The following is a 23,145-nucleotide window of genomic DNA, read 5'->3' on the forward strand; positions in this document are numbered from 1 at the left end:
CTAACGGAATGTCCGCTGTAGTTACTTGTTCGGTCCGTGCAAAGCGTGCACACGAAATCCTCCATTTTTCAAAACTTGATTGCCTCACGAACCAAGCGGGGAAAGTTTCGCCAGAAATCGAATTCTTTTTGTGCACGTTTGGACGGTTCCGACAATAGACCGTTGAAAGGCTTCATGTCAGCCCACGCTCTTTGTCGGATTACAACTAAGTTTGATTGGAAGGCTCCAGTAATGAAACGTATTTCAGTGTTCGTTTGTGCTCTCATCGCCATTGGGAACCTCAGCGTTCCCGCCGCAGCCAAAGCGGCGGACGTCTCCCTTTCAGGGGAACTTCGCCAATGGCATGCGGTCACGTTAACCGTCGATGGCCCGGAAGCCTCCGAACAGGGCACTCCCAATCCATTCCTCGATTACCGGATGGAAGTGGCGTTCATGAACGCGGATTCAGGCGTGTCTTACATCGTGCCGGGTTACTTCGCTGCTGACGGTGACGCCGCCAACACCTCGGCAACCTCGGGGAACAAATGGCGAGCCCACCTCTGTCCCGACCATGCTGGCGAATGGACGTACAAGATCTCCTTTCGGAAAGGGCCTAGCGTCGCGATTTCAGACGACGAAAATGAAGGCACGCCAGTCGAATCAGTCGACGGTTTGCAGGGCACGATCACAATCGCAGCGACGGATAAGTCAGGACGCGATTTCCGTGGCAAAGGTCGACTGAACTACGTTGGCAAACATCACCTGCAATTCGCCGGCACTGAAGAGTACTTCTTGAAAGCGGGCGCGGACGCCCCCGAAAACTTCCTGGCCTACCGTGATTTCGATGGCGACTTCAAAACCGATGGAAAGAAGGACAATCTTGTCAAAGACTGGCAACCTCACGTTCAAGACTGGATGTCAGGTGACCCAACCTGGCAAGGCGACAAGGGCAAAGGCATCATTGGTGCGATCAACTACCTTGCTTCCCAAGGACTGAATGCTTTTTCATTTCTAACTCTCAATATCGAGGGCGATGATCGCAACGTTTTCCCATATACCGCATACGACGAACGTTCACGAATGGACTGTTCGCGAATGGATCAATGGGAAATCGTGTTGTCCCATGGCGACAAGATGGGCATGTACTTGCATTTCAAAACTCAAGAAGCTGAAAACGTGAACCTGCTCGACAACGGCGAAACAGGACCACAACGCAAGCTGTACTACCGGGAACTGATCGCACGCTTCAGCCACCACCTAGCGATGAACTGGAACCTGGGCGAGGAGGTCGGCCTGGGCCATAAGGTCAGCACGGAAAAGAAAGTTGCCTGGGCGAAGTACTTTTGGAATCACGATCCGTACCAACATCACATCGTGATCCATAACGGAAACCGACACTACGACATGCTGGGGAACGCTTCCCAGTTGACCGGGTTTTCACTGCAAACGAACAAGCCTGACTTCCGCAATGTCCATGGACAAACGCTGGACTACCTTCGTCGTTCGGTGCAGGCCGGCAAACCTTGGGTGGTCGCGTGCGACGAACCTGGCGATGCACAACATTCACTTGTCACCGACGAAGAAGATCCGACTCGCAACAACGCTCGCCAGAACGCTTTGTGGGGTAATTTCATGGCCGGTGGAGCCGGCGTCGAATGGTACTTTGGCTACAAGCACCCTCACAGCGATCTAACGTGCCAGGACTATCGGGTTCGCGAAAACATGTGGCGGCAATGCCGGATCGCATTGAAATTCTTTGCCAATGAAAAGATCCCGTTTCAAAACATGACCAACGCAAACGACTTGCTTGGTACGAAAAACGGCTACTGCTTCGCGGACGCCGGAAAACTGTATCTCGTCTACCTGAAACAGGCCGACACAACGACTCTCGATCTCAACGGTGTCGATCGGGAGTTTGAAATCCTTTGGTTCAACCCCCGCACCGGAGGCGACCTGCAAGCGGGATCCGTTCAAACCGTCAACGGCGGCGACAAAGTCAATCTCGGCCAACCGCCTATGGATTCCGACCAAGACTGGCTCGCAGTACTGCGGCCAACCCATGGAGCCGTGGCACACAACACAACCGCCATGAACGCGTCGCCTCAAAACAAATCGAATCCGAACTCAACTGCACGAAGTTCGGCAAATGAGGCACTCGTCCTGAACGCTCTGACCGATTTCCAGTTTGTAACCGAAGGCGATTTTGTGCCTGGCTACAAAGACAAGAACCGGCGAGCGATGGCGATCGACGCAGCCAAGTTCCAAGACAAGTTTGCAGCCGCCGAGGCACAATACCAAGGCCAAGCGGGCACCTTCGACTTGGTCCTCACCGCGTTAACGGAAACGGACGGCGAGTCAAGCTACCGCCTTCTTGTGGCCGGCAAACTCGTCGGCGAAGTCCAAAATCCGGAAACCGCCAAAGACTATGCGCCCAACCGGACTCACTTCAAGCAAGTTGACTTGCACCCCGGTGACACCATTCGCGTCGAATTCAATTCGGCATCCAACGGCAAGATCCCTGAAGGCGATGCGTTTGCATTTTCACGAGGACGTTGGCGTTCAGTGACCATCGTGCAACCGGGATCGTCAGCGGGAACACCGGCCAAACAACCATCCAGCAAAACCAAGAACGCAAACGCCGCGTCTTCCGCTAAGACTCCCTTCAATTTCACTTATGACCCGTCAAAAGCCAAACGCGTTTCTCGACAAACCGACGGCATCGTCGTGGTGGAAGCCGAAGACTTCGACGCCGTCGATCGCCAGGACCATCGCAAGTGGTACGTGACCCGCAGCGAAACGACACCGGGCATCCTACCTGATCCGGACCCCAACCATGCCGACGGTGCCAGCAACGGTGCCTACCTTGAAATCCTCCCCGACACGCGGGTCACACACAGTGACCCATTGGTCAATGGCGTCAGCTTTAGCAACACGCCGGGCCAATGCAGCGTTCTGTACTACCCGGTCGAAATCACCGAACCCGGCCGCTACTACGTGTGGGTGCGGATGTGCTGCACCGGTTCGGAGGACAACGGTTTGCACGTGGGGATCGACGGTCAATGGCCCGAATCCGGTGCTCGCATGCAGTGGACCGGCAAGCACGGTCAATGGCAATGGGATTCTCGCCAGCGAACGGAAAAGGTCCACACCGGCGTGTTAGGAAAGATCTGGCTCGACATCGATGAACCCGGCCGACACACGGTCATGTTCTCAATGCGAGAAGACGGTTTCGAATTCGACCGATTCCTGCTGACCCAAACGCCGCAGTTCTTGAAAAGCAAGAACAGCGAAATGGGCCCAATCGCAAGTCCAATGCGATAGCCAGCGAAAGACCGAAACACCCAACGCCCCAACGCCCCAACGCCCCAACGCCCCAACGCCCCAACGCCCCAACGCGTTCCTCTCTTCTCGAGGTCGCGCCACTTCAAAGGGCGGGTGCCTGTTTCGCATTTCAACCTCGCCCGACGAAAGTTGGGACGGGTCGGAAAGCGAGCGTTCAGGGTGATTTCAGGGACACGCCGCTTCCCAAGAATTGTCCTGCCCCTCAGCCTCACCTGAACGGCTCTACTCGCCACCTCGCAGACTGCACACCGCAACCCGATCACGTTGCTCCCCTTCCCACCAACCAAACAACTTCCCGTTTCCCTTGGAGAACAAAAATGCCTTATTGGGGCCCATCTGCTCGCACCCTCTTCGCACTCGTTTCACTGTGTTTGTGCCTACACGCATCCAGCCTCCCTGCCCAAGGCTGGGGCTACGATAAGCACCGCATTGCGATTAGCGCTGACGGCAACAATCAACCTGACCTGAATTACGAAGGAACCTACAACACCGCCGACCCCGATGATTGGGGCGCGACACCGGCGACATTGGCGATCTTGGCCAAGATGAACCTGCAACCCAAACTGGTTCACTTCTCCTACAACAACTTCATGCCCTCGCCAGCCCACACGACGGCCCGCAACTTCATGCAAGAAGGCACCCAAGGGGCGATCGCACGATGGGGATTCGACGCGGACGTATTCTTCGACGTCGGCGTCCGCAAAGAAGACGCGATCGAACATTTGAAAGACGAACTGGCCAAATCAGTTGAATCCGACCCGCTCTACTTTGTGAATATGGGCCCATCCGAGTTCATCTACCAGGCGGTTCAACGGGTTGTTAACGAAGGCAACGCCGACTCCCTGAATCATGTCCGCGTGCTATCACACAGCAACTACAACGACCACCATCTGCGACATCCCAGTCACCATACGATCGAGCAGGTGATTGAACTAAGCGGCAACCGCATTCAGTTCAAGCGGATCAAGGATCAAAACTACCCCAAGGACAATCCCAAGGTGGGCTGGCACACGGGCCAGGACTGGCAACCGTGGGCTTGGCTAGAAAACCACCGCGACCCCAATGTCGCCTGGATTTGGGAAAGCATGAAAATGCATCAACACAACAAGGCCGATATCTCAGACGCCGGGATGATCTATTTTTTGATCACCGGTGACGCCAATGGCAGTCCAGCCAAATTCCAAGCCTTTCTTGGCGGCGGCATTCCGGTCGACGCGCAACAATTGGACAACCGCAGCAGCCAAATGAACAAGACGCTCGAGCGTCAAAAGGAACTTCAAATCAATTACAACAACGCCGTTCAATCTGGCAACTTGCTAGCTATCGAAGCGGAAGACTTCCCGCTCAATGGCGACTGGGCGTTAATCGAGTCGGCCGATGCGTCGGGTGGCGCGTACCTTCAATTCAAAGGGAAGAACCACTACGCCGCCGCCCAAGACGCGCACACGATCACCAAGCAGATCAACGTTCCCCAAGCAGGCACCTATGTGGTGAAATCGTACATGCGTCAGCCGTCTGATGCCGAAGGCGACAAGTCAAACGACATCTGGATTGGCTTTCCCGATGCGATCCAGAAGGGGAACGGGCAAACGATCACTGGGTTCCACAAATACTTCGGCCGCAGCAAAGGGCGATTCGGCATGAACGGACAAATCGAGGCACACCATAAACATTCATGGCTGAACGTCGAATTCCCGAAACCGGGCACTTACACAATGCAGGTTTCCGGGCGATCCGAGTTACTGCAATTCGATCAATTTGTGTTGTACCGAGAACTCAGCGCTGATGACGTCCTCGAACTGTTGGAAGTTGGCCAATAGCTGGCCCCCGCTTTCATCCACAATCTCACGAGTCTGGACTTTTTGAAGAAGCGGTTCCGACTCGTTTTGGATACTGAATTTCAGTGAGCACATCCGGTTGAGCGATGCGACGCTGAATCGCTTTGGAAATCATTTGCTTGATCCTGCGGACCTAAATACGGAGATCGAGTTTGACCGGTGTCGGTCAGCTTTCAATTCGCGTCAACATATCTTCAACGACGCCAGCAAGCTTGATACCGAGTTCGTGATGCTGGTCTTTGTCGAGGTGGACGCCGTCGAGCACGCTGGTCGTTGCGACTTCAGCTGCATTGAAGTAGTCGCATTGCTTTTCAATTGCAACCTTTCGGATTGACTCTGAAAGCCCGGCGGACTTTGTCTCGGCACCCTCGAATTTCTCGGCCATGCTGCCCACTGCAGTTTGGATCTTTGGAGGGGCGATCAGCAGGATGTCCGGGATGGGCATTCCCGGTTCGATAGGCGAACGTCGAATGGCATCGACGAGCGCTGCAATCCCTCGTGCTGATTGGCCTGCATCGACCCGGTGAGAAGATTGAAAGTCGTTTGTGCCAAGAAAGAGAATCGCGACTGATAGTGGCGAGTTGACTTCAATTCTTTGCTCCAAACCAATGAGCCCGTTTCGTCCAGGTTTGATCGGATCGTCCCACGCCGTTCGACGACCATTCAGGCAGTCCTCAATGACTCTGATGTTCAGCCCTCTATCCTGCAACTCAAACTCCATCCGTCCCGGCCAGCGATCTTGGTAGGCAAGACGACGCCGAGTGTTTGGGATGATTCCCCAACTGAGCGAATCAGCGTAAACGAGTACCTGGTGCATTCCATTGAGCCTTCATGTGAGTCGCGAATTTATACCCAGTCGAGTTGGGCGTTTCCCTGTCGATCTTGTTAGACGCGTTTTGTCGTACAGAGCTTGTTCAGCGTTCCCACGGCAGTTCGTATTGCGAACGAACCTCCGATTCAAACTCTGTTCCGATGGACTTGTAGGCCTCCCATGCCGGTTTCGCGATTCCGCGTGGGTGCTCGGGCGATCCGAGTCCTCGCAGGCCGAGATGCAGTCCGCCTTCTGATCGTGAATCGACCGGTCGGTGGTAGTCAAAGGCGAGAACTGACGAGCATCTTTGGATTTGGTCGAAGGTGTAGAACACAGCGGCGGCTTGCTGTTTCAACGATTCGCGATTCGTTTCGGATGCGTGGAAACCTTGTTCGCTGAGCAAGACCGCGCGGACGTTGCCATCCGGATCTCGCATTCGAGACGTGTGAAGGTAGTCATCCAAAACTCGCCAGTTCTTGAGCGTGAACATGGTCGCGTTCATTGAGAATTCGACGTCATCATTCCATGTGTCCGATTCCCAAAGACTTTCGGGATAGGGATGATGCGCCAATGCCCAGGCAAAGTTGCCTTCGACTTCGCCATGGCGGATGAGTGCCTCAATGATGTCCTTGGAACGGTACCAACGCCAATGCGGCGGATCGTGAAGGTTCCAATGATGAGTCAACGAAATGAACGACCGTGCGTGCGGATTGACTCGTCGAGTGGCGGCATCGACCATTCGCAACGATCGGAAGTAGTGATCCAAATACACATTGATGGGGACCTCGCCCATGTTGGTCCATTGCCACCCGGCGTCGATTTCGTTGTGAACGATCCAGTGATCGATGCGCAGGTTCCCTTCGCTGTATCGATGGGCAAGAAAGTCCAGCGTGGCCGCATAGAGTTTGGCGGACTCTTCATCGACCAAGTTAGGCATCGTGTAGGCGCCGGCTGGGTCGGCATCAGGGTGCTGTAGGCTGGGCGATTCGGAACGACGCTTCGCTTTTGAGGTATTGGGAATGAGCAAGATGCCCGCCATCACCAATCCAGCGTCACGCCCCATTTGCACACGCCGATCCAGGTGCTTCATCGCACCATGGTTGATGTAGAGCTCACGACCGCGAATCATCATGGATTCGTAGCCGCGACGTGGAGTCGTTGACAGCAAACCATTGAGAACAATGTTGACGGAGCCATGTTTCAAGTCGAGTTCTTTGACGTGTTCCGGTGTGAGTTCCGACAAACACGTCATGCCCTTCGCCGCTTGTAGTGTCGGCGTGGGTGCCAGCCGTTTTGCTTCGTCGGCGTCGTAAGCATCGACGTGATGGACGGCTGAAAACGGAGTCGTGGATCGTTGGCCATCCGAGTCAACCTGGCTGGAGATCGAAACGACTTGAAAGCGTGTTCCTGTATCACGAAGCGACGAATGGGGTGTTGCGGGGATTTGTACTTCAAACGTTCCGTCCGCCTTGATTCGAACCGGGCGAACAATTGATCGCGATCCGACCTTGGCGGAAGCGGCAGAGACATCGGTCAGTCCGCGTACAATCAAGCTGAGATTGGCGGTGGATAGTTTGCCAACCGCTTTTCCGTCGACGAGTATCTGATCGCTGTCGTGACGAACGTTGGTGATCTCGATCGGAAATTGTGTCTGGTAGTAAGAGGCAATCTGTTCGTCGAGTTGTTGCAGTTGCTGAATGCGTTGTGCCTTCTGGTGACGCTTTTCAAGTTCGAATTCGTTTTCGAGACGCAAAACAACGTTTCGAATGCGGAAGCGTCGGTTGGCAGCGTTTCCAAAATCGAGACGAAGCCACAGCGGTGCATCTTCTCGAAGAAATTCTTGGCCGAGTGACAAGTCGCAGGCGTAGGTGGTCCAACCCTCGGAACGGCTCAGGTGAGGCAAGTCGACACGACGTTTCTCCGACCAAGGTTTTCCGTAGAAGAGTTGCAGATTCCGAATGCCTTCTGCGCAGAAAACGTCCATCCCCAAAACCCAGTGTCGATCTTTGATCGGAGTCGCAGGAATTTCGAATGTGATGTACGGGTCGTTCCCCGTTGTCTGAAAGATGACTTCACTTTCGACGGACTCTCTGGTCAGATCGTGTAGTTGTGTCGACTCGTCGTCGAAACGGATTGTCCTCGGCGAGGTGGGCGAATCCTCTTGGGCGGTAGCGATGGAGATGGCGCTCGCGGCGAAGGTGATCAAGACGGCGAAATGTACGAACTTTCGAACTGAAGTCATGAGGCGCCCTGTTGGATTGAGCAACGAATGTTTGTGCGGGAGCGATGCAAGACGCTTCACCAAATTGGTTTTCAAAGAACAGCGGATGCGATCAGTCGGCGGTCGATTTCGCTTCGGCAGTTTCTCGAGTGATGACAGGCGATGTCATTGGTTCGCCTTTTTGCGGCATCCCACCGTCGATGTCCACTTGGACGCTGAGGTGGCAACGCCAATTCTCGTCGTCGGGTTCGGGGTAATCGCTTCGGAGATGCACGCCTCGTGATTCGGTTCGAGCCAGCGCGGAGGAGGCCATGCAGTGGGCGGTCAGCAAGAGATTTTGCAATTCCCAGCCCTCGACATTGGTGAATTGATGCCGCATCACATACGCTGCCAACGATCGGATTTGGCTGTCGGCTTGTCGTAGTCCTTCGGCGTCGCGTTGAACACCGACGAGTCGACCCATCAGGCTTTTCAGTGACACTCGCACGTCGGCGATGTCGAACGATTCGCTGAGTGTGTGATCGGCGTGTTGAATGCGTCGCGCGACCATTTTATGCGGGCCTTCCGCTGCCGAACGACTGGCCGCTTCCCCCGCATGTGCACCGTAGACCAATCCTTCCAGCAAACTGTTGCTGGCCAATCGGTTGGCGCCGTGCAGTCCGGAGCTGGTTGCTTCACCGGCGGCCCACAACCCTGGCAGACTGGAGCGGCCAAGCATGTCGACGCGAACGCCGCCGATCATGTAGTGGGCACCCGGACGAACGGGGATTCGATCGGTGGCGATGTCCAAACCGAACTTGCGACAAGTTTCCGCGATGCCTGGGAAGCGGGCACGAACCTGCTCGGCATTGAGGTGCGATAGGTCCAAGTACACGCAGGGGTGAGCCGTCTCGTTCATCTGATTGACGATCGATTGGCTGACAATGTCCCGCGGTGCGAGTTCGCCTCGCGAGTCATAATCGGGCATGAACCGATGTCCCGTGGCATCGCGAAGGTAAGCACCGTCTCCACGAAGGGCTTCCGTGATCAGTGACCGGGAAGAACCAGCGATGTAGAGCACGGTCGGATGGAACTGAATGAATTCCATGTCGCGAAGTTCAACGCCAGCCCGATAGGCGAGGGAGGTGCCGTCGCCCGTTGCGACAGGTGGGTTGGTTGATTCGCGGTAAACCTGGCCGACTCCGCCGGTGCATAGAATCGTTTCTTTGGCCCACACCATCGTCGGCCGTCCATCGCCGGTGACCACAATCGCGCCGTGACAGCGGCCCTCTTGGCTGAGCAAATCGACGGTGAAGGCATTTTCCCAAATGTCGATGTTGGCGGCTTCGCGTGAACGAGCGATCACGGCTCGCATCACTTCGCGGCCGGTCGCATCTCCCATCGCATGAACGATGCGCTCGTGGCTGTGTCCGCCTTCGCGGCCGAGAGCGAGTTCGCCTTCGCTCTTGTCGAACTGGGTTCCCCAGTGGATCAGTTCTTCGATCCGGCGGGGGCCTTCGTGAATCACGCGAGCGACCACGGCGGGATCGCACAGATTGCCACCCGCGATCAGCGTGTCTCGGATATGATCATCGAAGCAATCTTCCGGATCCAAGACCCCGGCGATGCCGCCTTGCGCGTAATTGCTGTTGGACTCGCGAAGCTCGTCTTTGGTCACGACTAAAACAGAGAGATTCGGTTCCACCGCGTTGGCCGCACGCAATCCAGCCAAACCACCACCGATGACCAGGACGTCCGTGAAACGATGAAGGGCTCTTCGCGAATCAAACGGCAAAAGATACCGGGGTGTGATCATCGTCCATCCAACGTGTAAACAAATTCGAGTGCGAGTGTTCTCGACAATTTCACAGTGTAACCAGTAGGCTTCACGCTGACCGGCCCCCTGCCAAGCCGTCGTTTTTGGCTTTCATATTGAACTCATGGCCAGCTTTTTGTCCTCCAACGCTTCCGTCCCGCTTGACGATCCGAGTCCGCCGTTCACTGACGCGTCGACGATGGAAGTCCCGGCCATGGACCCGGCCCTGAAATCGATCCAGCCGGGCGGTGGCGTGGTCATGTCCATCGAGTTGGCGTGGGGCAAGCTCCGGCGGGCTTGGTTGAACTCGGTTCGTCCCAAGTACGTGTCGAAGATGCGGGATCGCCGCCAAGGTCACCGAGGCGATTTGCCGTTCGAACCGGTCGATTCGCGGGACATGAAATACTATCGCAACCAAGACAGTTATTGGTGGGCGGATGCCGACGACCCGTTTCTCTGGCGAGAATCGCTTCCGTTTGTCCGGGTTGGGTTGGCAGAATTGATCGTCATGTGCACCGCCTCGGTTTTGCTGGCCCTGATCGCCGGGTGGTTCTGGTGGCCCCTGGCGTTGCCGTTTGTCCTGATCGCCGGCTTGGTTGCTTGGTTCTTCCGCAACCCGCGTCGGCAGGTTCCGGGATCCGTCGGTACGGTGGTTGCTCCTGCTGATGGCAAGTTGGTCGAGATCGTCGAGTTTGATGACCCGGTCATTGGTTCCGCGATCCGCTTTGGTATCTTCTTGTCCATCTTCAATGTGCACGCGAATCGAATCGCGATGCCCGGTCGAGTTGTCAGGGTTCGGTACCGTCCGGGCAAATTTATGAATGCTTTGCGTTCCGAATCATCCAAAGAAAACGAAAACATGGATGTCGAATTGGAATGTCCGGAAATTGGAGGCCGAATTGTGCGGATTCGACAGATCACCGGCCAATTCGCGAGAAGAATTGTATGCTGGGCTCGCGTTGGCGATGTTTTGCAACGCGGAGAAATGTTCGGAATGATTAAACTGGGTTCGCGAACCGAGTTGGTGATTCCTCACGACGAAGCCCTCGAGATCGTGGCACAAGTCGGTGAAAAGGTGTGTGCCGGCTCGACGGTGTTCGCCCGCTATCAACAAGGTTGATCGAAATGAGCGAACTGAAACCACGACCACCTATTCTGGACGATGACAGCGTCGACGACGAATCGGACCTCATGCGAGAGGACGATCTGCTGGATCGTTCCAAGTTCGGGCGTCGTCGAAAGCGACGGCGTGGTAAACGTCGACGACTGACGCTGGCCGTTTTGCCCACTGCACTGACGCTTGGAAACGGCGTTTGCGGTTTGGCAGCCATTGCGATTGCGGTCAGCACCGAATCACTCGATTGGACGCCCGAGTCAAAGCTTTTCGCGGCCGGTCTTTTGATCTTCGGCGGCATGTTGTTTGACGCACTGGATGGTTCGGCGGCGAGACTGACCGGCCAAGCCAGCCGGTTTGGTGCAGAGCTGGATTCATTGTGCGACGCGGTCACGTTTGGAGTCGCACCCGCGGTGATCGTTTGGCGGATCAGTGATGTGTTGCTGCAGCGATTGACTTGGGGAATTGGAGTGTTGTTTGCGTTGTGCGTGCTGATTCGATTGGCGCGTTTCAATGTGGAAACACCCGAGGATGATGACCACGAGGGTTTCGAAGGATTGCCATCGCCCGCCGCTGCTGGCACGATTGCGGCGTTTGCGATTGCGATTCCTGACCTGGCTGATTTCGCCGTGGGAGAAGCTTATCCGGAGTGGATTCATTCCATGGCGGGTGTCGCATTGGATGCGTCGCATTACGTGATTCCGACTTTGGCGTTGGTGCTCGCCTTTCTGATGGTCTCTCGCTACGAGTACCCTCACGTGTTCGCTCAATTGGTTCGCGGAAGACGGGCGCCGCACCAAATCGGACAAGCCCTTTTCGCGGTGGTGGGTTTGTTTTTGTTGCACTGGGTCGCGCTCCCGGTTGTGTTCTGCTACTTCGCGTTCATGTCACCGATCCGATCGTTGCTGCAGCGAAATTCGAACCCAGTCGCGTCATCGTCGTCGGTTGAAGGCGGATGATCGTTCGCTGGTTGATCGGTCTGTCGTTGGGCACCCTGATCATCGCAGCGACTTCGCCTTGGTTTGTGCGCAGTTATGTGCCGCGAAAGTTTGACGAGGCACGGAAACGTGTCGTGCTGAAGCCAGGCGAGTCGTATCGTTGGCGAGCGGAAGGCTACGCGACAACGTCAGTTGGACCGCACGGGATGATGGGGCGAACCAACCTGCCGTCGTCGAGTCATTCACCGGACTTCGTGCTTGCTCTTTGGGGGGATTCGCAAGCTGAAGGTGTCAGCGTCGCAGACACTGACAAATTGTGGCGTCAGCTCGAGAGTTCGCTAGGCGATCGGGCAGCGAACGGTGACCAAAGCGACGTGGAAGTGCAAGTCATTCCTTTGGCCAGCAGCGGTGATCACGCTGGCTCGTGGAGGCGACAGATGCCGTTGGTTGAGCGAGAGCTAAACGTGGACGGGCACGTCCTTTTGCTTTGTGAAATGGTCGACCTGATGGGGATGGTTGAACCCTTGGATGACCGAGACTCTGTTGGCTCAGTGGACCTTGCCAACACAAACTCGCTTGCGAATTGGATTCCGGACTTCGTAGTGCATGCCGGAAGAAACTTGTTGACTGATCCGCAGACAACAGAGCGTCGTCGACTGAGGTTCGGTATCGGTCCGGTTCCAATGTACACACCGCCGACCCAGGCGACATTTCTAGAAGAATCGGATCGAGTCGCAGCGGAACGATGGATTGCCGACAATCTGAACGCGATTCGTGCGGCAGCAACAAAGCCCATTTGGATCGTCTACGCACCTCGGTGCCCATTGATCATGGACGGCGAGCTTCGCGTGAATGATCCGGACGATCACCTATGGGACATTGTCGAGCAAAACGCGGAAGCGAATTCGTTCGAAGTCATCGATTGTCGTGACGTGTTTCGCGATTCGGTCGAACGTGGCGTCTTTCCACATGGCTTTCACAACGGGCGATTCGGAAACGGGCACCTCAACGCGGTCGGCTACCGACTGATTTCGAGGGAATTCGCGAAACGTTGGGGCGGGGCGGAAATACTCGTGCGTTCGGCCGAAGTGTCTGGAGCAGCCGAGTGAACTTCACGCAGCTGGAATTCTTGTGTTTCCTGGCGGTGGTCGTCTCGATCGCGTGGATGCTGCGTGGGCGGACGTCTCGCAATGCATTTCTGTTGGTCGCCAGCTACTACTTCTATGCGTACTGGGACATCCGGTTTTGCGGTTTGTTGTTGTTGTCGACCGCGGTGGACTTCGTCGTTGCCAAACGCATTGCCGCAAGCGATGACGATACGATTCGCAAACGGTGGTTGCTTTGCAGTCTCGTCGTCAACCTTGGGATGCTTGGTGTCTTCAAGTACTTCAACTTCTTCCTGGAGACGGCCGAGCCTTTCGTGCGAGCCATTGGGCTGAACGCATCCACGTTGCCAATCGTGTTGCCGGTTGGAATTTCGTTCTTCACGTTTCAAACGCTCAGCTACACAATTGACGTGTACCGCCGGAAGATGAGGCCGACCGATAGCGTGTTGGACTTTGCGTTGTACGTCGCGTTCTTCCCCCAGTTGGTTGCGGGGCCAATCGTTCGTGCGAGTCATCTGTTGCCGCAGTTGTCGGTGACACCAGGCTGGAATTCCAAACGGATGTACAACGGCGCCCAGCAATTGCTGCGCGGTGCCGTGAAGAAGGTGTTGATCGCCGATCACCTAGCGGACTTGGTCGACGGCGTTTTCGCAGGACCGGAGCTCTATCATTCCGCGACGATTTGGTTGGCGGTGTTGGCTTATGCGGGGCAGATCTACTACGATTTTTCCGGCTACAGCGACATGGCGATCGGAATCGCGAAAATGCTGGGGTACAGGTTTCCCGTTAACTTTCGACATCCTTATCTTGCGACTTCGGTTGGCGAATTCTGGCATCGCTGGCACATCACGCTATCGACTTGGCTCAGAGACTATCTGTTCATCCCATTGGGTGGGTCTCGCGGTTCGACATGGCAGACGAACCGCAATCTGATGATCACGATGTCACTCGGTGGGCTATGGCATGGCGCCGCGATGACCTTTTTGAGTTGGGGGATTTTGCACGGGCTGGCACTGATCACTGCTCGAACGATAACTCAACCACTGCCTCGCATTGCGGGATGGTTCGCAACGATGTGTGTTGTCGGTTTCGGATGGGTTTTGTTCCGAGCGACTTCGTTTGAGAATGCGATGTCGGTCTATCGTGGGATGCTCGGTTGGGTGACACCACTTTCCATTCCTGGAACCGAGACCTGGTCCGTGGCGGGAACGATCTTGTGGTTGCCGCCGTTGCCGTTGTTGGCTCTCGGTTGCATGGTGGTGGAGCACTTGATTTGGCGAACTCGCGGACGCCGTTGGATGCGATTGCCAGCGAACCGTTGGTACACACCGGTTGCGACCGCCGTGATGATTTGGGCGTTGGTGTTGTATGCACCTCGCGGTTTTCGTCCGTTTGTTTACTTCCAGTTCTGACGGGACATCTAGCGTTTCTGCCAGTCAATTCCCGAGAGACTGGCGACGGCCAAGGCCAAGGCGTGTGTGCCGTCCCGACCGTGGCCCTGAGCCGAGACGGCCCGATACAACTGTTCCGCCAACGCGAGTCCGGGCATCGAGAGATCCATCGCTTTGCATTCCGCCAAAGCGATGCCCATGTCTTTAAGAAAGTGCTCGACATAGAACCCGGGATCAAACTGGTTGTCGATGATTCGCGGGCCGAGGTTGCTCAACGACCAGCTGCCCGCCGCTCCGGATTCAACGGACTGCAGAACCGTGGGCAAGTCCAAACCCGCTTTATGACCGTAGACGAGTGCTTCGCAAACGCCGATCATGTTGGTCGCGATGAGAATTTGGTTGACCATTTTTGTGTGTTGACCCGCGCCAGGCCCACCTTGATGCACGATGGTTTTTCCCAGCAAATCCAAGCATGGATGGACCTTCGCGAGTGCTCGCCCGCTGCCGCCAATCATGATGGAAAGTGTGCCTCCACGAGCGCCCGTGTCACCACCAGATACGGGCGCATCGAGTGAGTCGACTTCGAAGTTGGCCGCCGCCTCCGCAATCTCGACTGCAAGCGATGGTTGGCTGGTCGTCATGTCGACGATGACATTGCCGGGTTTGCAACCCGCCAGGACTCCCGTTTCAGGATTCAAGATGACTTCGCGGACATCGTGCGGGTAGCCAACGATCGTGAAGATTAGATCACTGTTGGCCGCCACGTCCTTCGGTTTGCTCACCCAGGTCGCGCCGCGTTTCAAAAGTGATTCGGCTTTCGCTACAGTTCGGGTCGTCAGGGTGACTTCGTAGCCGGCGTCGAGTAAATGGCCGCACATGCTGGCCCCCATCACCCCCGTTCCAATCCATCCGATTTTGGGGAGCGATTTGTCGTCGGCCATGGTCATTCACTTTGCTGGGAGGGGAACTCGCAAGATACGATGGTTGAAGCTGTCGGCAATGTAAAGTTGATCGCCTCGGATGCAAACGCCGTGTGGACGACGGAGAGTGTATTCGCCTAAATTTAAAGTCTGAACGATGTCCGATTGCGGATCATAAACGCGAATCAGGTGATTGACGTCGTCTGCGATGTAAACGCGTCCATCAGTAGCAACGTCCATGTGCTTGGGACCATTGAAACTGGCTTGCTTCGCTTGCCCGTCCGCCGTGCCTTTCTTGCCGTTTCCGGCTAGTGTTGTGATTTCGCCGTCGTCTTCGACACGTCGCAACCGATTGCCGTTGCGTTCCAACACGAGCAGACGGCGGTTGCCGTCCAAGTCCACCGCTCGCGGGTCTTTGAGTTTGGATTTCCGTCCGGCGAGGGTGGTGACCAATCCAGATGAAAGATCGATTGACCGGACGACTTGATTGCCGATGTCAGCAATCAACAGTCGATCGCTTTCCGCGTCCAAGGTGACTGAGATGGGTTCGTGAAAGGTGGCTTCGCTGCGGTCGACGTTGTTGGTTGCAGGACCCTCTTTGCCTTGACCAGCATACGTGTCCACCAACCACTCGCCATCGGCCGCCTGCATCAACCTGCGAACGGAGTGGTTCGCATGGTCAGACAGATACAGGACATCCTCCGCGTCGATGACCAAGTTGTGCAACTTGTTGAACCGCGCCGACCGGGCAGGTCCATCAACGTATCCAAGTGCGTTGGGTTCAGTTGCTGATTCAGGACCGGCGATCACGTGTGGATCGCTAAAATTATCGGGCTCGCAACGCAACACGCGTCCGCCATCGAACTCGACAATCCACATGCGATTCTGCGAGTCGAACTCGACAGCAAAAGGTGTCCGCAACGGTCCCGGAACGGGAGCTTCCTCGGGAGCGGGTTCGGTTGGACCAAGTATGACCTCAACTGGTAGTGAAGGCATCTCACCAGCCGTTGAGTTGTTGGCAAAGAATACCAGCGTGTAGACGGTCACCACCAACGAACAGCTGCGAAACGTAAACGACGTCATGAAAAACTCGGTGCAGGAAAGGATGCATTTTGAAGAATGGCAATGGAACAGGTGTGACGCATGAATGGCACGATCGTTAGTTTAGCGACTCGGTGATGAGCAAATTGAGATGAAGTTCATCGAAGAGTTCTCATCATCAGACCGTAGTCGAACGACTCACTTTCGTCACTCGTCAATTTCGGGAAGGAACAGCAGAGTGAATGAGCTAAACTGAGTCCGTTTGACGGGCTCGCAAGGGGCTCATCTGTCCAGCGGCGATACTTTCAAGCGGCGACACTTTCAAGCGGCGATTTAACTTCCTGTCGTGTACATCGGATACTAGCGTGTGCAGTCAAACAAACATCCGGGTAGATTGCCGCTGCGGGTTGAACAAGAAGCTGCCAGGCAACTGAAATGAAGGACAGTTCGGTGGTTTCTTGATCGTAAATCGCGAGGATGGCTGCAATGAGTTCCACAACCATCGAAAGCTGTAGTAGAACGTAGGCCGAACGGTAATTCTTCACACTCAATCATCGAAACAGGCGGACCCAGTGTCAGATACTCCTCAAGAACCAGCGAACCCTTCTTCGCCCCAGCCCAAAAGTAGTGGAACTGGCCATAAAGGGCTGTTCATCATACTGATTGCTATTGCCGTCGTACTTGCGGCATTCTGCTATGAAACCTTCCTCGCCCCGGCGAATCTTCAAGCTGGCTTTGACAAGGTCGCCGAGGCACAGTTGAAAAGTCTGGGGGACAAAAAGACTCTAACGAACCTAGACGTGCGAGAGGTGTTGGGCAAAGAGCCCGCTGATACCTATAACGAGGGCGAAGAGTATGTCGAGGTTTTTCATTGGATGGGTGGCATGATTGTGAATTCCCATAAATTGTATGCGGTCTATCGAAAGCAGGGTGAAGATTGGACGTTTGTTCGTCACTCGCTGAAGCCTAAGGAGATGACCGACAAACAGACGATTGTCGTTGATCCGGACGCGATCGGGGATGATTCGGAATCTTCAATGGATACCGCGGATGGTAGCGGACCGCCTAAGGAACCGAACGGAGAAGATGATTCCTCCGGGGCCGACCAACCCGCCAATGACGACAACAGCGAATCTGGAAGCGATTCGGGAATTGGACCTTTAGAAGAAGTAAGCCCGTCCGCATGAGTCCTTGGAAATGATCTGCGATAGCACACGTCTGGCGGACACTCTTGTAGAACGCACCATGATCTGACTCCCGTGGTTGTCGGGAGGAATCCACGTTGCATTGCTGACTGACCGCAGAGCGATTTGATGGAAAACGCGAATGGTTCACACCTGCCTAACGCTGCAGATCAAACGCTAATTTCACCCGATCACACCCGTTGACGTGGTCATTCCTCGTGGAGCGAATTCGACGCGACATGGGTATTCGGTATGGGTGGGATCGAGCGTGTACGAGTCAGAGGAGCAATGGCCGAATTGGTTTTCCGTTGTCTGTGATGGGGATCGGACGGTCGCCGTCGTAGAGAAGTTTCTGCGGGTCGATTCCGAGCGATGCGTGCACGGTCGCGAATAGGTCTGGAACGCTGACGGGCGATTCGACAATGTTTTGCGAGAGTTCGTCAGTCAGTCCATAGGCACCGCTGTGGTTCAGTCCGCCGCCCGCCAGGACACAGGTGAACGCCTTGCCTTGGTGGCCGCGTCCTCCGCCGGCGTCGAACCCTGGTGGACGCCCAAATTCAGACGAGACCATGATGAGGGTTTTGTCCAGCAAAGACAGTTTCTCCAAATCATCGATCAAGGTCGACATGGCGGTATCAAGGTCTCGAATCAGCTCGTGCTGCTTGTTAATTCCGTCATTGTGAACGTCCCACCCGGTGCCGTTGATGAAATTCAGGTTGTGCGATACCTCCACAAAACGAACGCCTCGTTGAACCAGGCGGCGTGCCAGAAGACATCGCTGGCCAAACTCGCTTCCGTATTGATTGCGGAGCTGGTCGCTCTCGTTTTCGAGCTGGAAGACTTGTCCGAACTCGGGTCCAGATAGTCGCAACGATTGTTCGATCACGGAATCGTAGTCGGCGACGGCCGAGTCGTTCCCGTATCGCTGCAACGCGGAGGCTCGTGTTTGGGCGAGTAACTTTTCGCGTCGGGATTGGCGCCCCGCATCAATCCCGTGAGGCAACGACAATCCCGATGGGCCTTTGCTGGTGTCGGTCAAATACAAGTAACCACTTGATGCGCCGAGGAAACCGGGGCCCCGCGTGACGTTGGGATATCCGATCAACACATAAGGAGGGACACCGGAGTCAGCCGCGCCAAGTTCGTGAGCAACTGCGCTTCCCAGTGACGGGTAGGTAACCGTTCCCGTCACGACACGGCCGGTGTGCATTCGGTTGGTGGCGGCCGCGTGTTCGTCGATGACATCGTGGTGAACCGTCCGGACGGCGGTGATACGGTCCATGCGTTCGGCCAATCGCGGAAGGTGTTCGCAGACGGAGACACCTGGAACAGCCGTGTCGATGGACTCGTAAAGTGAGCCGGGTTTTCGAGCCTTTTGATCACCGACGCGTTTGGGATCAAACGTATCGATCTGGCCCATCCCGCCACCCAACCAAATGGAGATGACGTGCTCCGCCTTGCCGAAGGGAGTTGAGTCGCTCGCTTCGTTTGCACTCAGCATATTGCTGAGACCGGCGGATGAGGCGGCGATGGCGGAACTGCCCGCCGCGACGTTCTGAAGCCAGCTTCTTCGAGACTGCAACATCACGGAATCCAGATGAATTCGGGGGAATTGAGAAGTGACCAAACGACGTCTTCGTAGTTCTGACGCCACGATGACCGCAAACGAGAATCGGGGGCGTCACCGTGAACCGCACGGCGTTCCAATTCCAGTTTGATACTGTTGGCGCGGTCGGCCAAATGGTTGGACCATGACACGTGTTCGAGTTCGGGAAGCGATTCCGGGCGAATGCGGTGTTTCTGCGGCACGATCCGGTCCGCGAATCCTTCGGTCAGCACGTTGGCAAACAGATCGAGTTCGTCTTCAGTTGGTTTGCGTGACAGGAAGCGAACGAACAACGACCGTGTCAACGATTCGACCGAGTCGGAATCGACGGCCAAATCCGCGAGTTCGCTCCCTTCTGATGCTGCAACGGTCCATGAAGCGAAGACTGAGTTGCCAACCGCACCGGGCTGCAGCACATTCGGGTCAACATCGCGACGATCGATCGCTGATTGGCGAGAACCGGTCCATCCAAATGTTTTCATCACGTCGACGACCACTCCCGCTCTCGGAAATGCGAGGCTGGGGCGATCACGTTCGTTTGACAAAGTCGTGAATTGCCATGCTCGATTGGGGGCAGCCAGATGAATCATGGTTTGAGGTGGACGACGCGCTTCTTGATCAAACGACAACGGTTCGACATCCAGTGGTCTTCCCGAAGAAACAACCATCGAGTCAATGATCTGTTCCGATGACATGCGACGCCGGTCAGGTGCGGCGAAGAAGCGACTTTCCGGGTTCACCGGATCGTTGTCGCCGATGGCTTCGCGTTGGTAGACATCCGATTGCATGATCGTGCGAACCAAGTCGCGAAAATCGTAGCCACTTGCAACGAAGTCACGCGACAACCATTCCAACAGTTCCGGGTGGCTAGGGTTGGCCTTTTCCCAGTCTCCCAGCGGTTCGACAAAACCGGTGCCGATCAATCGTTGCCAAACGCGATTGACGATGACTTTCGCGAAACGAGGGTTCTCTGGAGTCGTCACCGCGACCGCTAGTTTTTCACGAGGGTCGGAAGGTTCACGCATCCAGCGATCCAGTCGCGACGTCTCGATCAAATCGTCGAAGGGCCATCTAGGTTTGACCGCTTCGCCGGGAGGCAAGGTCACCTTGATCAATGAGGCGCGACCGGGGTGATCCTCGAAGAACGCTGCTGGTACGCTGCTGCTGGCAGGGACTTTTAAAGACTTTCGAGCCAACATTGCGGCCAGAGAATACAGGTCTTCCTGCGTCGTGGAGTGATAGGGTGAGTCATGGCATCGAGCACACTGCAAATTCATCCCCATGAAGGCTGACGCGGCGACGATGCAACGTGTTGCTTCGGGAGCGTCATTGTCGGCGGCCATGCCGAAGCCGGCGCTACCACCTTCGTAGCGGCTTCCATGCAACATCAACAGTTCGGTTGCCATGCGATCGATCGGTTTGTTGTCGATCAAGGACTCATGCAAGAAGAAGCGGAACGGTCCGGTGTTGTTGAGCGATGGCTTCAAGAGATTTGGGTTCTCAGCGAGGAGATCTTGCCAAAAGCTAATCCAGTGATCAGCGACTTCGTCGCGCTGCATCAGTTGTTCAACGAGCCGTTCACGTTTATCCGATGACACGTCGGCGACAAAGTGATCAAACTCGGATTGCGTTGGAGGCACGCCAATCGAGTCGAGGTAGATACGACGTAGAAAGGATTCGTCGTCGATCGAGGCTGCATCCGGGATTTCGACGACGCTTGATTGGTCGTTCCAATTAGCTCCTTCGGAAATCCAACGGCTGAGGATGGCGACTTCTTCTTCGGGGATAGATTCCGACGGCGGCATACGTTCCGATTCGTCATCCGATCGGATTCTTCGCATCAACTCACCAGCGTGTGGGTCCCCGGAGATCACCAAGGATTCGCCGGAGTCACCTCCGATGCGGATGGCTTCGGCGGAACTTAGTTGCAACCCGCCCTCGCTGTCTTCGTCATGGCATCGATAGCATCGCTCTCGCAAGATCGCTTGAGCACGTTGCGACAACTCGTGATTCTTGTTGCTTGCCTTGTTTGGCTGAACGCTCTTTCGGTACTTTTCGATTTTGGCGGTTAAGAACTGATCGATCGCATGGCTGGACTTGTCCGCCTGATTCAACCCGGTCGGCATCGCGACGGGATCGAGAGAGTCAACCCATTCAGATGCTCTCGCGTGTCGTTCATCCCAGTAGTCGGTGTGCGAATCAGACTTTGTGCGTCGCGTCGTCGCATCGTGAGCATGAAGAGTCGAGTTGATTCGTTCCAGTTGACTTTCCACAACGGCGTCTGCAATCGGCAGGCGTGCTTTGACGTTCTGAAAGTCAGGCGACAGCAACCAGAACGGTCCGCTGCCATTCAGTTGCACCGCGATCATTGTTTCATCGGGTTCCGCACGATACCGAGAGCCGCCGATGACAGTTTCCAGGATGAAACGCTTTCTCTCTTCGTCTTCGATTGTGTGTTCAACGAGGGTTTCTTGTACGCCATAGGCCAGTCGTCTCATTCCAGGACCCGGTCGCTCCGGCAATGGTTCGACTGGATTGTGCCCGTCGGTGCGCCCGTTTTGGGGACCGACCGTCGCGATTGTCTCGTCGTTCATCCACAAACGAGACAATCCACGTGTGCGGACAAGGAATCGGTGCGTTCCCGATGGGATCGTGAGCTCGGTCCCCATTCGGAAATACACGGCACCCGAATAAGAGTCCCGGATTCCGTGCGAGTCGTACTTCAACGGCAAACGCGAAAGCAGCATGGGGGATTCGATGGTCAGCGATTCTCCCTGGTCGAGCGTCTTGTCCGGCCACTTGGTGTGAGAGGAAATCGAATCGTTCCACCACCAAGTGACTTTCCCGGGGGCTAGTCGCATCTCGGGTGGTTTGGGGAGAGGCGGAGGCGGCGGGCTCCAACAATCTTTCAAGTCTTCGTCTCGAAGCAGCTTGCGAGAGACGGTCAGTTGATCGATCCAGCCACGAAAACTGGACGAATGCTGACCTCCCATGGACGATCCGATCCACACTGGCGCGTTGTCGACGACAGGGTTCTGCTTTGTTGGTCCGCCCATGTCCCACTTCCCGGCGACCAGCTTTCCGTTCAACCAAGCTCGGACACTTTTGGGTTCTCCGAAGCGATAAGTGACGGCGATGTGGTTCCAAGTTGCATTAGAATCAATTCCTTTGTCGGACGTCCATCGATGCCATGGCGAATCGCCGTCGACTTCTGGCGTTGCGAAAAGCAAGCTGATACGGCTGGACCCTTTGAGGTGCCTCAGACGCAACGCCCAGTTTTGATTGTTGGATTGATACTTCTTTTCGTGAGTCCGTCCTTTGCCAATCACATAGACGTTTTGACCTTCGCCAATATCGTCGAGTTTGATGATCGCTTGAATCGACAGCAGATCCCCATTGGTGAAATCCCATTGGGATTCAGCACCGGGATCATCGATCACCAAGCGATCGCCCTTCCCGTGAAAACGTGCGGACTGATTGTTCGGTTCAGCTTCCTTGTATTCGGGAGGGACTGGACCAGGCGCATCCCACTGAATGGGACCACGTGATCGGTATTCGACGGACTGCGATTCGCTCAATGTCGCGTTCTCGAAATCAAGCGACAGCACGACATCGCCAGGATCGGTCGATTGTGCTGCGACTGGATCGTTCCCGAGCAGGGAAGCGATCATGGCAACCAATGCGAAGACGGTAATCCAAGATTGGCAAGGATTGCTGCGTGACCAAGCCTGATCACACGCTCTCGTTGGAGTTCCAAACGAAAACATGGCATTTTGGGGTGGGATGGGGAGGCGGGAGGGGCCGATCTGGTCAATCGACCCACCCACTATAGACTACGGGCTCACCCCCGTGTGCATCG

General features: G+C 55.6%; 14 protein-coding genes. 7 read left to right on the plus strand and 7 right to left on the minus strand.

Annotation, left to right across the window (positions count from 1 at the left end):
• The first annotated feature begins 231 nt into the window (after positions 1-231).
• Entirely contained in the window at positions 232-3,300 is a 3,069-nt protein-coding gene (locus tag CEE69_RS17480; protein WP_099261906.1) for a DUF5060 domain-containing protein, read from the plus strand.
• 338 nt (positions 3,301-3,638) lie between these two features.
• Positions 3,639-5,141 carry a carbohydrate-binding protein gene (locus tag CEE69_RS17485; RefSeq protein WP_099261907.1) on the plus strand — a complete coding sequence of 501 codons (1,503 nt, stop codon included), beginning with the start codon at positions 3,639-3,641 and terminating at the stop codon, positions 5,139-5,141.
• 184 nt (positions 5,142-5,325) lie between these two features.
• Here CEE69_RS17485 and CEE69_RS17490 read toward each other — a convergent pair whose 3' ends face one another.
• The 3 genes from CEE69_RS17490 to nadB form a co-directional block, all read right to left on the minus strand.
• Positions 5,326-5,976 carry an SGNH/GDSL hydrolase family protein gene (locus CEE69_RS17490; RefSeq protein ID WP_099261908.1) on the minus strand — a complete coding sequence of 217 codons (651 nt, stop codon included), beginning with the start codon at positions 5,974-5,976 and terminating at the stop codon, positions 5,326-5,328.
• A 97-nt stretch (positions 5,977-6,073) separates the two neighbouring features.
• Positions 6,074-8,212: a DUF5722 domain-containing protein gene (locus tag CEE69_RS17495; protein ID WP_233215337.1), complete on the minus strand. Its 2,139-nt coding sequence runs from the start codon at positions 8,210-8,212 to the stop codon at positions 6,074-6,076.
• A gap of 91 nt (positions 8,213-8,303) precedes the next feature.
• A complete protein-coding gene (gene nadB / locus CEE69_RS17500) occupies positions 8,304-9,986 on the minus strand; it encodes an L-aspartate oxidase (protein ID WP_099261909.1) in 1,683 nt (560 codons plus the stop codon).
• Positions 9,987-10,110: 124 nt separating this feature from the next.
• Here nadB and CEE69_RS17505 point away from each other — a divergent pair, with 124 nt between their 5' ends.
• From CEE69_RS17505 to CEE69_RS17520, 4 genes are read left to right on the plus strand one after another with little or no spacing between them, the layout of a single operon-like run.
• Positions 10,111-11,106 (plus strand): phosphatidylserine decarboxylase family protein, encoded by a 996-nt coding sequence (locus tag CEE69_RS17505; RefSeq protein WP_099261910.1) that lies wholly within the window; start codon positions 10,111-10,113, stop codon positions 11,104-11,106.
• The gene (gene pssA / locus CEE69_RS17510; RefSeq protein ID WP_099261911.1) at positions 11,103-12,059 is read left to right on the plus strand and encodes a CDP-diacylglycerol--serine O-phosphatidyltransferase; all 957 of its coding nucleotides are present in this window, start codon (positions 11,103-11,105) and stop codon (positions 12,057-12,059) included. The genes CEE69_RS17505 and pssA overlap by 4 nt, the downstream gene beginning before the upstream one ends.
• Positions 12,056-13,147 carry a hypothetical protein gene (locus CEE69_RS17515; protein WP_099261912.1) on the plus strand — a complete coding sequence of 364 codons (1,092 nt, stop codon included), beginning with the start codon at positions 12,056-12,058 and terminating at the stop codon, positions 13,145-13,147. The genes pssA and CEE69_RS17515 overlap by 4 nt, the downstream gene beginning before the upstream one ends.
• Positions 13,144-14,556, plus strand: a complete 1,413-nt coding sequence (locus CEE69_RS17520) for an MBOAT family O-acyltransferase (RefSeq protein WP_099261913.1) — start codon at positions 13,144-13,146, stop codon at positions 14,554-14,556. The genes CEE69_RS17515 and CEE69_RS17520 overlap by 4 nt, the downstream gene beginning before the upstream one ends.
• 8 nt (positions 14,557-14,564) lie before the next feature.
• Here CEE69_RS17520 and CEE69_RS17525 read toward each other — a convergent pair whose 3' ends face one another.
• Both CEE69_RS17525 and CEE69_RS17530 read right to left on the minus strand, forming a co-directional pair.
• Positions 14,565-15,476, minus strand: a complete 912-nt coding sequence (locus CEE69_RS17525; RefSeq protein ID WP_099261914.1) for an NAD(P)-dependent oxidoreductase — start codon at positions 15,474-15,476, stop codon at positions 14,565-14,567.
• A gap of 6 nt (positions 15,477-15,482) precedes the next feature.
• Complete coding sequence (locus CEE69_RS17530) at positions 15,483-16,538, minus strand: NHL repeat-containing protein (protein WP_099261915.1); 1,056 nt, start codon at positions 16,536-16,538, stop codon at positions 15,483-15,485.
• A gap of 530 nt (positions 16,539-17,068) precedes the next feature.
• On the opposite strand from CEE69_RS17530, the gene CEE69_RS17535 reads away from it, so the two are divergent.
• A complete protein-coding gene (locus CEE69_RS17535) occupies positions 17,069-17,683 on the plus strand; it encodes a hypothetical protein (RefSeq protein ID WP_099261916.1) in 615 nt (204 codons plus the stop codon).
• A 274-nt stretch (positions 17,684-17,957) separates the two neighbouring features.
• Here CEE69_RS17535 and CEE69_RS17540 read toward each other — a convergent pair whose 3' ends face one another.
• Positions 17,958-19,265: a DUF1501 domain-containing protein gene (locus CEE69_RS17540; protein ID WP_099261917.1), complete on the minus strand. Its 1,308-nt coding sequence runs from the start codon at positions 19,263-19,265 to the stop codon at positions 17,958-17,960.
• Complete coding sequence (locus CEE69_RS17545; protein WP_233215339.1) at positions 19,265-22,957, minus strand: DUF1553 domain-containing protein; 3,693 nt, start codon at positions 22,955-22,957, stop codon at positions 19,265-19,267. Before CEE69_RS17545 ends, CEE69_RS17540 begins: the two co-directional genes overlap by 1 nt.
• Positions 22,958-23,145: the final 188 nt, after the last annotated feature.

The sequence above is a fragment of the Rhodopirellula bahusiensis genome, assembly GCF_002727185.1.
Classification (GTDB): domain Bacteria; phylum Planctomycetota; class Planctomycetia; order Pirellulales; family Pirellulaceae; genus Rhodopirellula; species Rhodopirellula bahusiensis.